13 protein-coding genes, 1 tRNA gene and 1 pseudogene are annotated in these 14171 nt (G+C 65.7%); 8 read left to right on the forward strand and 7 right to left on the reverse strand.

The features are described 5' to 3' along the window. Positions 1-70 precede the first annotated feature (70 nt). From CAL19_RS03670 to CAL19_RS03690, 5 genes are read left to right on the forward strand one after another with little or no spacing between them, the layout of a single operon-like run. Positions 71-1060 (forward strand): Bug family tripartite tricarboxylate transporter substrate binding protein, encoded by a 990-nt coding sequence (locus tag CAL19_RS03670; protein WP_094796053.1) that lies wholly within the window; start codon positions 71-73, stop codon positions 1058-1060. Positions 1061-1078: 18 nt separating this feature from the next. Beyond that, positions 1079-2596 (forward strand): class I adenylate-forming enzyme family protein, encoded by a 1518-nt coding sequence (locus tag CAL19_RS03675; protein ID WP_094796054.1) that lies wholly within the window; start codon positions 1079-1081, stop codon positions 2594-2596. Then, on the forward strand, positions 2593-3375 hold the full coding sequence (locus tag CAL19_RS03680; RefSeq protein WP_094796055.1) for a citryl-CoA lyase: 783 nt from the start codon (positions 2593-2595) through the stop codon (positions 3373-3375). The genes CAL19_RS03675 and CAL19_RS03680 overlap by 4 nt, the downstream gene beginning before the upstream one ends. Before the next feature lie 2 nt (positions 3376-3377). Continuing rightward, positions 3378-4118 (forward strand): SDR family oxidoreductase, encoded by a 741-nt coding sequence (locus CAL19_RS03685; RefSeq protein WP_026638461.1) that lies wholly within the window; start codon positions 3378-3380, stop codon positions 4116-4118. Continuing rightward, positions 4115-4957, forward strand: coding sequence for an SDR family NAD(P)-dependent oxidoreductase (locus tag CAL19_RS03690; RefSeq protein ID WP_094796056.1), 843 nt, complete (start codon positions 4115-4117; stop codon positions 4955-4957). The genes CAL19_RS03685 and CAL19_RS03690 overlap by 4 nt, the downstream gene beginning before the upstream one ends. A 3-nt stretch (positions 4958-4960) precedes the next feature. Here CAL19_RS03690 and hutG read toward each other — a convergent pair whose 3' ends face one another. The 3 genes from hutG to CAL19_RS03705 all read right to left on the reverse strand — a co-directional run bounded on the left by hutG (position 4961) and on the right by CAL19_RS03705 (position 7008). Continuing rightward, complete coding sequence (gene hutG / locus CAL19_RS03695; RefSeq protein ID WP_094796057.1) at positions 4961-5749, reverse strand: N-formylglutamate deformylase; 789 nt, start codon at positions 5747-5749, stop codon at positions 4961-4963. A 171-nt stretch (positions 5750-5920) separates the two neighbouring features. Then, positions 5921-6634 carry an aquaporin Z gene (gene aqpZ, locus CAL19_RS03700; protein ID WP_026638458.1) on the reverse strand — a complete coding sequence of 238 codons (714 nt, stop codon included), beginning with the start codon at positions 6632-6634 and terminating at the stop codon, positions 5921-5923. Positions 6635-6932: 298 nt separating this feature from the next. Next, positions 6933-7008: transfer RNA gene (locus CAL19_RS03705), tRNA-Gly, on the reverse strand. 138 nt (positions 7009-7146) lie between these two features. On the opposite strand from CAL19_RS03705, the gene murB reads away from it, so the two are divergent. Beyond that, the gene (gene murB, locus CAL19_RS03710) at positions 7147-8214 is read left to right on the forward strand and encodes a UDP-N-acetylmuramate dehydrogenase (RefSeq protein WP_026638457.1); all 1068 of its coding nucleotides are present in this window, start codon (positions 7147-7149) and stop codon (positions 8212-8214) included. A 10-nt stretch (positions 8215-8224) separates the two neighbouring features. Here murB and dapB read toward each other — a convergent pair whose 3' ends face one another. Further along, positions 8225-9016: a 4-hydroxy-tetrahydrodipicolinate reductase gene (dapB, locus tag CAL19_RS03715; RefSeq protein WP_026638456.1), complete on the reverse strand. Its 792-nt coding sequence runs from the start codon at positions 9014-9016 to the stop codon at positions 8225-8227. A 184-nt stretch (positions 9017-9200) separates the two neighbouring features. Beyond that, a pseudogene (locus CAL19_RS19750) lies at positions 9201-9737 on the reverse strand (outer membrane protein assembly factor BamE); the annotation flags it as partial. Positions 9738-9896: 159 nt separating this feature from the next. On the opposite strand from CAL19_RS19750, the gene fur reads away from it, so the two are divergent. Further along, positions 9897-10319 (forward strand): ferric iron uptake transcriptional regulator, encoded by a 423-nt coding sequence (fur, locus tag CAL19_RS03725; protein WP_026638455.1) that lies wholly within the window; start codon positions 9897-9899, stop codon positions 10317-10319. Positions 10320-10430: 111 nt separating this feature from the next. Here the strand turns inward: fur and recN are convergent, their stop codons facing one another. Together recN and CAL19_RS03735 are read right to left on the reverse strand one after the other, a co-directional pair. Continuing rightward, positions 10431-12092, reverse strand: coding sequence for a DNA repair protein RecN (gene recN / locus CAL19_RS03730; protein WP_094796059.1), 1662 nt, complete (start codon positions 12090-12092; stop codon positions 10431-10433). Positions 12093-12101: 9 nt separating this feature from the next. Further along, positions 12102-13001 carry an NAD kinase gene (locus CAL19_RS03735; protein ID WP_094796060.1) on the reverse strand — a complete coding sequence of 300 codons (900 nt, stop codon included), beginning with the start codon at positions 12999-13001 and terminating at the stop codon, positions 12102-12104. A 116-nt stretch (positions 13002-13117) separates the two neighbouring features. Here CAL19_RS03735 and hrcA point away from each other — a divergent pair, with 116 nt between their 5' ends. Then, positions 13118-14125 carry a heat-inducible transcriptional repressor HrcA gene (gene hrcA, locus CAL19_RS03740; RefSeq protein ID WP_026638452.1) on the forward strand — a complete coding sequence of 336 codons (1008 nt, stop codon included), beginning with the start codon at positions 13118-13120 and terminating at the stop codon, positions 14123-14125. Positions 14126-14171: the final 46 nt, after the last annotated feature.

Genomic DNA, 14171 nt, shown 5'->3' on the forward strand with positions numbered 1-14171 from the left:
AAGGTACATCATAGCTGCGACGTATTTCGTATATGCGTCCGAATAATAAACACCGATAGGAGACAAAGTCATGCGATCTGTTATGCAACGCGTTATCCGCCCGGCGGCGCTATGGCTGGCCGGTCTGGGGTTTGCCACGGCCGTGCAGGCCGCGCCCGATTATCCGCAACGGCCGGTGACACTGGTGGTGGGCTATGCAGCAGGCGGCGCCACCGATATCGTGGCGCGCCTGATCGCCAAGTCGCTGTCGGACTCGCTGGGCCAGCCGGTGGTCGTGGAAAACCGTACCGGCGCAAACAGCAACATCGGCGCCGAAGTGGTGGCCCGGTCCAAGCCCGACGGCTATACGCTGTACGTCGGCTCGATTGCGAACACGATCAACCGCAGCCTGTACGAAAAGCTCAATTACGACTTCAAGAAGGACTTCGAGCCGGTGGCCTTGCTGGCTACCATCCCGAATATCCTGGTGGTGCATCCGGACCTGCCCATCAAATCGGTGCAGGAATACGTGGCGTATGCCAAGAGCAATCCGGGCAAGCTGACCTGCGCATCATCGGGCAGCGGTTCGTCCATCCACCTGTCGTGCGAGATATTCAAGATGGCGACCGGCACCGATATCCTGCACGTGCCATATCGGGGCAGTGGGCCGGCGGTTGCCGACTTGCTGGGCGGGCAGGTCGGGTCCATGTTCGACAACCTGCCTTCATCGCTGCCTCATGTGCAGGCGGGCAAGTTGCGCGCCCTGGGGGTCACTTCGCCCGAGCGCGCGCCTTTCGCGCCCGACGTGCCCACACTGGCCGAATCGGGGCTGGATGGCTTCTCGGTCCAGTCATGGTTTGCGGTCGTGGCGCCGGCCGGCACGCCCGGGCCCGTGGTCGCCAAGCTGAACCAGGCCATCACCGACGGCCTGGCCAGCGAGTCGATGCGCGAGGCTTATAAATCGGCCGGCTTCGTGCTTCCGGCCACGCCCAACACCCCCGAGACGCTGCGCTCGTGGATCGACAGCGAAATCGACAAGTGGGGCAAGGTCGTCAAGTCCGCCGGACTGAAAGTGCAATAGCAGTACCAGGAGCCGTTTGTGTACCCCATCGACTTTTTCCTGCGGGCGGCCGCCCGCTTTCCCGACCGCGTCGCGCTGGATACTCCGGCCGGCGCATGGACTTATGCCCGCTTGCGCAGCGAGGTGCAGGCGCTTGCCGCCGCTTTCCAGGAGCTGGACCCGGCGCCGCAGAGCCGCGTGGCGATCTGCGCCGGCAACACGGCGCAGCATGTGGTGGCCCTGCTGGCGGTGCTGGCGTCGGGCAAGGTATGGGTGCCGCTGAACTATCGCAGCACGGCTCCGGAAATCGCGCGTATCGTGGACGCGACCCAGCCAGGTATCGTGTGTACGGACGATACGGGCAGCGCCCTGGTGCAGCCCGGCGGCGCGGCGCACATCCGGCTGGATCCCGACGGCCGCGCGGAGACGGATCCGCGCGCGCTGGCAGGCCTGCTGCGCGCTTATGCGGGGCGCGAGCCGCGGCGCTGCGAGCCGGGGGTGGACGCGACCCAGGCCATCAAGTTCACCGGCGGCACCACGGGGCTGCCCAAGGGCGTCATGCAGCCCTACCGGGCGTGGACCGCCGTGATCGTGAATCAGATCCACGCCTGGCAACTGACCAGCGCCGACCGGTACGTGGTGGCTGCGCCCGTCACGCATGGCACGTCGACCTACCTGTTGCCGGTACTGGCGCAGGGCGGCGCCCATGTGTTCCTGGAAGAAACGTCGCCTGCGTCGATCACCACGGCGTTTCGCGAGCGGGGCGGCACGCTGGCGTTCATGCCCCCCACCTTGATTTATATGCTCATGGCGCAGCCCGGCGTGTCGCGCGCGGATTTTCCCCAGCTGCGCAACCTGATCTACGGGGGCGCGCCCATGCCGGTCGACAAGCTGGCGCAGGTGCAGGCGTTTTTCGGACCGGTGGTGGGATCCACCTACGGCCAGACCGAGTCGCCGCAGATCGTCACGGCGATCACGCCCGCCGAACTGGCCGACCCGGCCAACCACGGCTCGGTGGGATGCGCGACCTGGTTTTCGGAATTCGCCATCATGGATAGGCAAGGACGCTTGTTGCCTGCGGGCCAGCCCGGCGAAGTGGTGGTGCGCGGCGACCTCGTCATGGCCGGGTACTGGCGCCTGCCCGAAAAAACCGCCGAAACCATCGTCGACGGCTGGCTGCATACCGGCGACGTAGGGGTCGTGGACGAGCGCGGCTACCTGTTCATCAAAGACCGCCTGCGCGACGTCATCATCACGGGCGGTTTCAATGTTTATCCCATCGATGTCGAGAACGCCCTGGCGCGGCATCCGGCCGTGTACGAATGCTCTGTGTTCGGCGTTCCCGATGACAAGTGGGGCGAGGCCGTGCAGGCGGCGGTGCAACTGCATCCGGACGCATCGGTGGAACCCCACGCACTGATGGCGTTTGTACGGGAAAAACTGGGCCCGGTGCATACGCCCAAGCGCATACACGTTTTCGACAGCCTGCCGCGATCGTCCGTGGGCAAGGTGTTGAAGAATGCCGTGCGTGAAACTGTCATGAAGGAGCTTGCATGAACCGCCCCGTTACCCGCCTTTGCGCCCATCATCTCGAGGGCATGTCGTACCGCGATGCCGATCTGGTCGAAGACCTGCTGGGCAAGAAAAGCTTCGTCGAAGTCATGTTTTCGCAGATCACCGGCCGTGAAGCGCGTCCGGTGGATCTGCGCATCGTCGACGCCGTGCTCATCACGCTGATGGAGCACGGCCTGACGCCCAGCGCCATTGCCACGCGCGTGGTGTACATGAGCGCGCCGGAGAATCTGCAGGGCGCCGTCGCCGCCGGTCTCATGGCGGTGGGCAGCAGCTTTGTGGGCACGATGGAAAACTGCTCGCAGTTGCTCGAGCGCATGCTCCGGTCAGACGATATGCATGCCGAAGCGCGCGCCATCGTGCAGTCGTATCGCGACAACAAAAAGCCTTTGCCGGGCTTCGGCCACCATCTGCACAAACCCGACGACCCGCGTTCCATCAAGCTGCTGGCCCTGGCTCGGGCCGAGTCCGACCTGGAAGGCAAGTGGCTGGATGCGCTGGAGCTGCTGGCCCGCACCGTTGACCAAGTGTATGGCCGCCATATCACGATCAATGCCACCGGCGCGGTGGCCGCGTTGCTGGGCGAACTGGGCGTGCCCACCAGGCTGATGCGGGGGTTTGCGGTGATTTCGCGCGCTGCCGGACTGGTTTCGCACGTTGCTGAAGAACAGGACTGTCCTTCTGGCCGTTTCATCTGGGAAACTATCGACCGCGAGATTCCCTATGTAGGGGCGGGCAAGTCCGCCCACAGCCAAGGAGACTGACAATGTCAGCCACAGATTCCACGCCCGTCGCACTTGTGACGGGTGGCAGCGCCGGCATCGGCCGCGCGATCATCGAGCGCCTGTTGCGCGACGGTTATGAGGTCGTCAACTTTGACCTGAAGGCACCCGCCGAGCTGTTGCCCGGCGAAACCTGCCGGACGGTGGATTTGTGCGATGCCGAGGCCACCCGCGCGGCCGTTGCCGCCCTGGCGGCCGAGCGCGACGTGCTGCGCCTGGTGAACAATGCGGGCACGGTGCGCCCGGGCCTGCTGGAAGACGCCACCCCCGAAGACCTGGCGATCGTGACGGCGTTGAATATCCAGGCGCCCATGCTGTTGCTGCAGGGCCTGCTGCCCGCCATGCGGCGCCGCAGGTTCGGGCGCGTGGTCAACGTGTCCAGCCGTGCGGCCCTGGGCAAGACGGCTCGTACGGTGTACGCGGCCACCAAGGCGGGCCTGCTGGGCATGACGCGTACCTGGGCGCTGGAAACCGCCGCGGACGGCATTACGGTCAACGCGATAGGGCCCGGGCCCATCGCCACGGAACTGTTCGAGCGTGTCAACCCGCCGGGCGCGCCGCAAACCGAGAAAATCCGCGCCAGCATTCCAGTGCAGCGCATGGGCACGCCGGCCGATGTGGCCCATGCCGTTGCGTCACTGCTGGACGATCGCGCCGGTTTCATCACCGGCCAGGTGCTGTACGTGTGTGGCGGCATGACGGTGGGCCTGGGGCACGCCGCATGACTGCCTGCGACGAAATGCAGGCCCGGCTGCCCGCGGCCAGTACGCGCCTGGCCGGCAAAGTGGCCCTGGTGGCGGGCGGCGGATCCAGCGGCCCCGGCTGGAGCATCGGCAAGGCCTGTTGCGCGACACTGGCGCGTCACGGCGCCACGGTGTGCGTGCTGGACGCCCGGCTCGACTCGGCCCGGGATGCGTTGGCTGCTGTGCAGGCGCTGGGCGGCAAAGGCGTGGCGCTGCAGGCTGACGTGGCCGACCCGCAAGCCATGCAGGATGCCGTGCAGTCCATCATGGCCGAATACGGGCGGCTCGATATTCTGCAGGCCAACGCCGGGATCGGCAAAGTGGGCGGCCCCGAAGACATCGACCTGGCCGACTGGGAACGCATCCAGAAGGTCAACGTCGACAGCCTGGTCATTGCCAGCCGCCTGGTCTTGCCCATCATGCGAGAGCAGGGCGGCGGCGCCATCGTGGCGGTGTCGTCGGTTGCGGGCTTGCGTTATCTGGGGTACCCGCACCTGGCCTATAACGTCACCAAGGCCGCGGTCATCCAGTTCGCACGCATGATCGCGCAGCAATATGCGCCTTATGGCATACGGGCCAACACGGTGGTGCCCGGCCTGATCGATACGCCGCGCGTGCGCCACACGGTGGCGCGCATGTTCACGGCCGACGGCGACGCCGAGAAAGCCGGTGCGGCGCGCGCACGCCAGGTTCCCATGGGCCGCATGGGAACACCCTGGGAAGTCGCCAATGCGGTGGCGTTCCTGGCCTCGGACGAAGCGGCCTACATTACCGGCACCGAACTCGTCGTCGACGGCGGCCTTATCGGCAAATATGCCTGACGCTCAGAGCTGCGCGCAGGCACTGCGCACCAGGCGCTCGACCGCGGCGCCTGCCCGTTCGGCCGGCTCGTCCCGCCAGGCATACGGATACGTCTCGTCCATGTAGGTGGACTGGCACATTTCCAGCTGGATGGCGTGTATGTTGTCTTGTGGCGCGCCATAGTGGCGGGTAATGTACCCGCCCTTGAAGCGGCCGTTGATCGCCCAGGTGTACTGGCCTTGTTCGAGCTCGCGGCGTATCGCGGCTTCCAGGGCCGGGCCGCATGCCGCGCCGTTGGCGGTGCCGATGTTCAGGTCGGGCAGCTTGCCCTCGAACAGGCGGGGGATCACGCTGGCGATGGAATGCGCTTCCCATAGCAGCACCTTGCCGTGCTGCGACTTCAGACGGTCGATTTCGGCGCGCAGCTTGTCGTGGTAAGGCTGCCAATAGGCCTGCCGGCGCGCGTCGCGCTCGGTGTCCGGGATGCTGTCGCGTGCGTCCAGGTACAGGGGCTCTCCGTGGAACGTGTGCGTGGGGCACAGGCCCGTCTTGGCCTGGCCCGGGTACAGGTCGTCGTCGTTGGGCGGGCGGTTCAGGTCTACCACATAGCGCGAATAGCGGGCCCACAGAAACGATGCGCCCAGGCCGCGCGCAAAGGCGTACAGCCGGTCCAGGTGCCAGTCGGTGTCGCCCGAGCGCAGCGCGAGCGCGGTCATGGCGGGCCTCAAGGGCTCCGGGATCTGGCTGCCCAGGTGGGGGATGGAAATCAGCAGGGGCGCCGTTCCCGCTTCGAAGTGGTAGATGTCGGTCATGGTGTTGCTGGACACTGTTGCACGGGTCGGCGCAGTGTCGCCAAGGAAAAAACAAAAAGGCCGAAACGCAAGGTTTCGGCCATTTTATTGGAACCGACGCTCGCTATTTCACTGCGCGCGTCCGGCCATGGGATTCGCCATCTCGATGGATGGGCATTCCCGAAGCGCGGGTCAGCCCCGTTCCTGCTCCGGCTCGCTGATCAGCCTGTAGGCGATGGCGCCGATAATTGCGCCGGCAATCGGTGCGACCCAGAACAGCCACAGTTGTTCCAGCGCCCAGCCCCCCACGAACAGCGCCGGACCGGTAGAGCGGGCCGGGTTCACCGAAGTGTTGGTCACCGGGATGCTGATCAAGTGGATCAGCGTAAGCGCCAGGCCGATGGGTATCGCGGCAAAACCGGCGGGCGCGCGCTTGCTGGTGGCGCCCAGGATGACGAAGATGAAACCTGCGGTCAGGACGACTTCGGTAAGCAGTGCGGCCAGCATCGAGTACTTGCCCGGCGAATATTCTCCGTAGCCGTTGGCTGCGAAGCGGCTGCCCTGCAGGTCAAAGCCCGGCTGCCCGTTGGCGATGGCGGCCAGCACCGCTGCTGCGACGATGGCGCCCAGCACCTGCGCAACCACGTAGGGTGCGACTTCCCGGGCGGGAAAGCGGCCGCCCGCCACCAGGCCAACCGTCACGGCCGGATTGAAATGCCCACCTGAAATGTGGCCGACGGCGAACGCCATGGTCAGCACGGTCAGGCCGAAAGCCAGCGCCACCCCGGCAAAGCCGATGCCCAGCCCTGGAAACCCGGCAGCCAGCACCGCCGCGCCGCAGCCGCCCAACACCAGCCAGAACGTACCGAAAAATTCCGCGCCACACCGCTTGCCAAGTGAAGACATTTCCGACCCCAAGGATGAAAGACGCCAGGGTATCGCGGTGCGCAGACGGCAACTTCAAAGCAATGTGAATATTGACAGTTCTTGACCGCAACTGTGAACGGGGCAGCAGCAATCCAGGCCGGCATCGACGCCTTGGCCCTGTTCAGCGCTGCCCTGCGGGCCGACTCGCCATAGCCAGCGCTGTATTCGGACGGCCCGGCAGCGGATGTTGCTGGACGAAAAAAAGGCCGAAAACAGAGTTTTCGGCCTTTCTTTTTCATGATCCATGAACATCGATGGATGCCACGGATAAAAATTCTGGAGCGGGAGACGAGTCTCGAACTCGCGACCTCAACCTTGGCAAGGTTGCGCTCTACCAACTGAGCTACTCCCGCATTGCCGAGCCGGCTAAAACAACCGGCCGATCAGCGAAGACCGGCATCATAGCGGTTTTCCAGCCGGTGTGCAAATGATTAGCGGGATACCGTTAATATGCAGCTTTGCTGCTACTGATAGATCCCGATTCGCTTTCCATGCCGGACATCCCGCAGGCCCCGCCTGATACCTCTTTGACCCCCACGGCGCGGGACTTGACCACGCTCAACACGCTGGGGCTGCAGTCGCGTGCCCCGGCCTTCGTCTGCCTGCGATCGCCCGCGCAACTGCCCGCCCTGTCAGACCTGGCCGACCGCTATGCCAGCTTGCTGGTGCTGGGGGGCGGCAGCAACCTGGTGTTGCCGCCGCAGGTAGAAGGCCTGGTCGCGCAAGTTGCGCTGGCCGGCGTGCGCCTGGTCGAGGCCCGGCCGAACGCGTGGATCATCGAAGCCGGCGCAGGCGAGAACTGGCACGGGTTTGTATCCGCCTGCGTGGCCAACGGCTGGGATGGGCTCGAAAACCTCGCCTTGATCCCAGGCACGGTCGGCGCCGCCCCGGTGCAGAACATCGGCGCCTATGGCGTGGAACTGGCCGACCGTTTCCTGGGGCTTACTGCCTGGAACGTGCGGCAACGCCGGCTGGTCGACATGGACGCCGCGGCCTGCCGCTACGCCTACCGCGACAGTATCTTCAAGCACGATGCGCCCGGCGCGTGGGTGATCATTTCGGTGCGGTTCGCCTTGCCGCGGCCCTGGCGTCCGGTGCTGGACTATCCCGACCTGCAGCGCCAGGCTGCGTCGATGGGCCCTGCGCCCAGCGCGCGCGATATCTATGAAGCGGTGTGCAGCATCCGCCGCGCCAAGCTGCCCGACCCGACCGTCATCGGCAATGCGGGCAGTTTCTTCAAGAATCCGCTGGTCGATGCCGCCACGCGCAACGCGCTGGCCGAGCGGCATCCCGGGCTGGTTTCGTATGCGCAGCCCGACGGGCGTTTCAAGCTGGCCGCGGGCTGGCTGATCGACCAATGCGGCTGGAAGGGCAGGCAACTGGGGGCGGCCGGCGTGCACGACAGGCAGGCGCTGGTGCTGGTCAATCGCGGCGGCGCGACCGCGAGCGATGTCATGGGGCTGGCGGCCGCCATCCAGCGCGACGTGGCGCAACGCTATGGCGTACAGCTGGAGCCCGAGCCGGTGGTGTGGCGCGACGCCCGCGCGCCGGGCGCGTGACGCGAGCGGGCTACAGCCCCAGCACCGCCTGCATGTCGAAAAGGCCGCTGCGGCGGTTCTGCAGAAAGCGCGCGGCGCGCACGGCCCCTTCGGCGTAGGTGCTGCGGCTGTTCGAGCGGTGCGTGATCTCGATGCGTTCGCCGGTGCCGCAGAAGTACACGGTATGGTCGCCCACGATATCGCCGCCCCGCACCACCGAAAAGCCGATGGTGCCCGGTTTGCGCGGGCCCGTGTCGCCATGGCGTTCCCAGGTGGCCACATCGGGCAGCGCCACGTTCCATGCCGAGGCGACGGTTTCGCCCATTTTCAGGGCGGTGCCCGAGGGCGCGTCGACTTTGTTGCGGTGGTGCGCTTCGAAAACCTCGACGTCGTACCCCGAGTTCAGGATCCGCGCCGCCACGTCCAGCAGTTTCAGGGTGGCGTTGACGCCCACGCTCATGTTGGGGGCAAAGACGATGGCGGTTTTCTGCGCCGCGACTTCGATGGCTGCGCGGCCGGCCTGGTCGAACCCCGTCGTGCCGATCACCATGTGCGTGCCGTGGCGCACGCAGGCCTCCAGGTGCTGCAGTGTGGCTTCGGGCCGGGTGAAGTCGATCAGGCAATCGGCGTCGGCCAGGGCGTCGAGCTGGTCGGTGATGACCACGCCGGTATCGCGCCCGAGAAAGGCGCCGGCGTCCTGGCCGATGGCGGCCGACCCCGTGCGGGCCAGCGCCGCGGACAGGGTCAGGTCGGCATGGTTCAGTACGGCTTCGATCAGCATGTGGCCCATACGGCCGCTGGCGCCGGCAATGGCGATGCGCATGGTGGGTTCCTTGTGCCGGGTTGGATCAGCGCAGCGGCTCGGCGCCGCCGCCGGGCTGGCCGATGGGGCTGGGCTGCGTAAGGGGTGAATTGATCAATAGTTCGCGGCGCGGCGGCGGGGTGTCGGCGGGCGCAGGCGTGGGCGCCGGGCCCTGCATGTCCGGAGCGCGCATCGCCGGGTCGGCGGGCTCGACCGGTTGCATGCCGCCCGGCGGCGTGCCCAGCGCGGGCAGCTGCGCGGGGTCGGCGGGCGCCGCGGGCGCGACGCGGTCGGCCCCCTGTGCATCCCGGCGCGCCGTCTCGGTGTCGATCTCTTCGTCGATTTTTTCCTGGGCGGGGTTGCCCGCCGCGTCGAGCTGGAAGGGTTGCAGCGCGGGTTGCTGGTCGCCTTCCCAGCGCACCAGCCTGTCGTTTTCGAACCAGACGGTGAACTTGCGCTCCTGGGCGTCGCCGTAGCCAGGCTTGAAATAGTAGGGGTAGTCCCAGCGGTCGGCGTGCAGCACGCTGGTGAGCGTGGGGCTGCCCAGCGCAAAGCGCACCTGCTCGCGCGTCATGCCGGGCTGCAGCAGGGCTACCTGTTCCTGGGTAATCCAGTTACCCTGCTGTACGGGCGCCTTGTACGGGAAACCCCATTTGTCGGATGTGCAGCCTGCCAGGGCGAGGGCAATCGATGTCGTGGCGAGCGCGGTCTTGATAAACCGAGTCGGAATACGTGCAATCATGGACTCCAGGCGCCCCTATCTAAATTAAAGCCGGTAAAACCGTTATCATAAAGGTTTCATAATGCGGGAGTTCCGCGGACAGCAAAAAAGGCGGTGCGCTGCCCGTTCTCTGCCGCGTTCCTGCCCCATACTACATGGCGTACGGAGGGCGATTACACCATGACTACCGACCAAAGCGAACTGAAGAACATGGGCCTGAAGGCGACTTTCCCTCGCCTGAAGATCCTTGATATCTTCCGTAAGGCCGAACTGCGCCACCTGAGCGCAGAAGACGTGTATCGCGCCCTTATCAGCGAAAACGTGGAAATCGGCCTGGCCACTGTTTACCGGGTGCTTACCCAGTTCGAGCAGGCCGGCATCCTGACCCGCAGCCAGTTCGACAGCGGCAAGGCCGTCTTCGAACTGAACGACGGCGATCACCACGACCACCTCATCTGCACCAATTGCGGCAAGGTCGTCGAGTTTTCCGATCCCGATATCGAAAGGCGCCAGTACAAAGTGGCCAAGGACAACAACTTTGCCCTTGAAAGCCACGCAATGGTGCTGTACGGCATCTGCGGAGACTGCCAGCACAAGCGCTGATTTGTGCATGGCCGCCGGCGCGAACCCGCGTTCGCGCCGGCGGTTTCTTCTTTGTGCTTCGAATCTTGCCGCCCGCGCCTTGCGCGGATCGCGCTGGGGCGCGTGCGCGCCCTATCGCGACGATTCGGTCAGCGTGCCCAGCATTTCGCGCGCGTGGTCGCGCGTGGTGGCGGTAATCTTGATGCCGCCCAGCATGCGCGCGATTTCTTCCACGCGTTCGTCCGCATCCAGTTCGGCAATGTGCGAACGGGTGGCGCCGGCCGTTTCGGTCTTGCTGACCCGGTATTGGGCCGTGCCGCAAGCCGCGACCTGGGGCAGGTGGGTCACGCACAGCACTTGATGGCGGTCGCCAAGTTCGCGCAGCAGCTTGCCCACGACTTCGGCTACGGCGCCGCCCACGCCGCTGTCGACCTCGTCGAAAATCAGCGTGGGCACCCGCGCGGCTTTGCTGGCGATGACCGACAGCGCCAGAGATATGCGCGACAGCTCGCCGCCCGACGCCACCTTCCCCAAGGGGCGCGGCGAGGTGCCGGCGTGCCCGGCGACCAGGAATTCCACGTGGTCGCTGCCATGCGCCGACGGCGACCCCGGCGACACGACGGGCTCGAAACGGCCGCCTTGCATCGCCAGCGTCTGCATTGCCTGCGTTACCTGCTTGCCCAGGTTTTTGGCAACCTTTGCGCGAGCCGCGGATAATTTCGCGGCCGCGTTTTCATATCGTGCGGCGGCCGCCTGGGTGCGCTCGCGTAGCGCGTCCACGTCGGCGGCCGCCTGCAGGTCGGCCAATTGGGCATGCACCGATGTCTGCAGCGCCGGCAGGGCTTCCGGTTCGGTCTTGAACTTGCGGGCGGTATCGAAGACCACGCTCATGCGGGCTTCGACATCTGCCAGGCGTTGCGGATCGAGCTCGACCCGGCTGACATAGTTGTTCAGGTCGGAGACGGCTTCGGCCACCGCAATGCGGGCCGATTCGAGTTCCTCTGCGACGCCCTGCAGGGCGGGATCGTGCCGCAGCATCTGCTGCAGGCGGTGGTGCGCCGTGTTCAGGCGGTGCCGCGCGGAATCGTCTTCGCCGTCCAGCGCCTCGAGTATCTGGGCGGCTCCATCGAGCAGGCCCTGGGCATGCGCCAGACGCGATTGCTCGCCTTGCAGGGCGTCCCATTCGTCTGGCTGCAGCGCCAGCTGGTCGAGTTCCTCGGCCTGCCACTGCAGACGTTCGCGTTCCGCCGCCAGGCCTGCCGCATCTTTTTCGGCGAGCTCGAGCTGGCGGGCCAGGCCGCGCCAGTCTTTCCAGGCCTGCGTCACGGCGTGCCGCAGTTCACCATGTCCGCCGTGCGTGTCCAGCAGATCGCGCTGCGCATCGGCCCGCATCAGGCTCTGGTGCGCGTGCTGGCCGTGAATGTCCACAAGGCTATCGCCCAGTTCACGCAATTGCGCCAGAGGGGAAGGCATGCCGTTGATATAGCCGCGGCTGCGGCCCTGGGCGTCGACCACCCGGCGCAGCGCGAGTTCGTCGCCTGCATCAAGGTCGCGTTCGGCGAGCCAGGCGCGCAGGGTGTCGGGGGCGTCGAAGATGGCGGTGATGTCGGCGCGCGCCGCGCCTTCGCGCAATACGCCCGCGTCGGCCCGTTCGCCCAGCGCCAGCGCCAGCGCGTCGATCAGGATGGATTTGCCGGCGCCGGTCTCGCCGGAAAACACGGTGAAGCCAGGCCCGAAATGGATTTCGGCCTGCTCGACGATGACAAAGTCGCGAATATGCAGGGTGCGCAGCATGTTTTGCTGTTACTCCACGCTGTCCGACGCCTGCGGCATCAGGTTCCAGTGCAATTTGCGGCGCAGCGTCGAGAAGAAGCTGTACCCTTCGGGGTGCACGAACCGTATCGTGTGCGGCGCGCGCTGTACCGAGATGCGGTCTCCGGGTTGCAGGTCAGACCAGGTCTGCATGTCAAAGTGCACGCTGGCGCCGATTTCCACCCGCCCGATGGCGGTAAGCGTCATGTTCAGCACGCCGTCGCCCGGAATGACGATGGGCCGGTTCGAAAGAGTCTGGGGCGCCACCGGCACCAGCACCATGGCGTCCAGCCCCGGATGCAGGATGGGGCCGTTGGCCGACAGTGCATACGCCGTCGAGCCGGTTGGGGTGGCGATGATCAACCCGTCGGCACGCTGCGCGTACATGAAGGCGCCGTCGAGCTCGACGCGCACTTCGATCATGCCGCCACGCCCCGCGCGGTTGAGCACCACGTCGTTCAGCGCGGGCGCCGTGTACATGAGCTGGTCGCCGCGCCATACGCTGCCCACCAGCAGCATGCGGTCTTCGGCCTGGTAGTTGCCCTCGATCACACGCGCCAGCGCGGCGTGGGCTTCCTGCAGCGGGATATCGGTAATAAAGCCCAGCCGCCCGTGGTTGATGCCCACCAGGGGCACGCCATAGGGCGCCAGGGTGCGCGCCGCCCCGAGCACGGTGCCGTCGCCGCCCATTACCACGGCCAGCGACGCGCTTTCGCCGATTTCCTTCAGGGTGGCCACTGGATATTCGTGCACGCCGGTATTGCTGGCGGTTTCGGCTTCCACCAGCACGCGGCGGCCGGCCTTGACAAGCATGTCGGCCAGGGCGCGCAAAGGCGTATCCAGGCCCGTGTCCTGGTGCCGGCCTATCAGGGCGACAGTGGGAAAGTGCATGATGGCGATAAGGGCAGAATTTTTCAGTCTGAGCAGATTCGGCGATTATATGGGGCCGCATGTTCTGCTGCGGGACAAAATCGCCCATCCCTGAAAGTTTCCTTACAATAGCCGATATGGATGATCGTGCACGCGCATTGCTGAAAGCGTTGATTGAACGCCACATCGCCGACGGACAACCGGTCGGTTCGCGCACGCTTTCCAAGGTTTTCGACCTTTCTCCGGCCACTATCCGCAATGTGATGGCCGATCTCGAAGACATGGGCCTGATCCACAGCCCGCACACGTCCGCCGGGCGGGTGCCCACGCCGCGCGGCTACCGCATGTTTGTCGATTCGCTGCTGGCGGTGCAGCCGTTCGAATTCCAGCCGCAGCAGTTCAGCGAGGCGTCGCTGTCGGCCGCCGAGCCCTCGCGGGCGGTGACGGCTGCCGCGGTCATGCTGTCGAACCTGACGCAGTTCGCCGGCGTCGTGCTTACGCCCAAGCGGGCCCAGGTATTCAGGCAGGTCGAATTCATCCGCCTGTCCGAAAAGCGGGTGCTGCTCATTATCGTCACGCCCGATGGTGATGTGCAGAACCGCATCCTGTCGGTACAGCGCGACTATTCCGAGTCCGAGCTCATCGAGGCGGCCAATTTCTTCAACGTGCACTTCGCCGGCAAGTCGTTCGATGCCGTGCGGCGGACGCTTACCACCGAACTGGCGCAGCTGCGCGAAGATATTTCGCGGCTGATGCAGGCAGCGGTCGAAGCCGGCGCCGAAGCGGTCGAAGACGGCGACGGCGTGGTCATATCCGGCGAACGCAAGCTGCTCGACGTGACCGACATCGCGTCCGACATGGACCGCCTGCGCAAGATGTTCGCGCTGTTCGAGCAGAAAACCGACCTGCTGCAACTGCTGGACGTCTCCAGCCGCGCGCAGGGCGTGCAGATCTATATCGGGGGCGAGTCCCAGTTGCTGCCCCTGGAAGAAATCTCGGTCATCACGGCGCCATACGGCGTCGATGGCCGGGTGATCGGCACGTTGGGGGTCATCGGGCCTACCCGCATGGCGTACGAACGTGTCATCCCCATCGTCGACATTACGGCGCGCCTGTTGTCGAATGCCTTCAGCAACAACCAGTGATCCAGTAACGGGCCTGCCTTCATCCGAAGCGCGCCCCAAAGGGGTA

The organism is Bordetella genomosp. 7, from assembly GCF_002261265.1.
Classification (GTDB): domain Bacteria; phylum Pseudomonadota; class Gammaproteobacteria; order Burkholderiales; family Burkholderiaceae_B; genus Bordetella_A.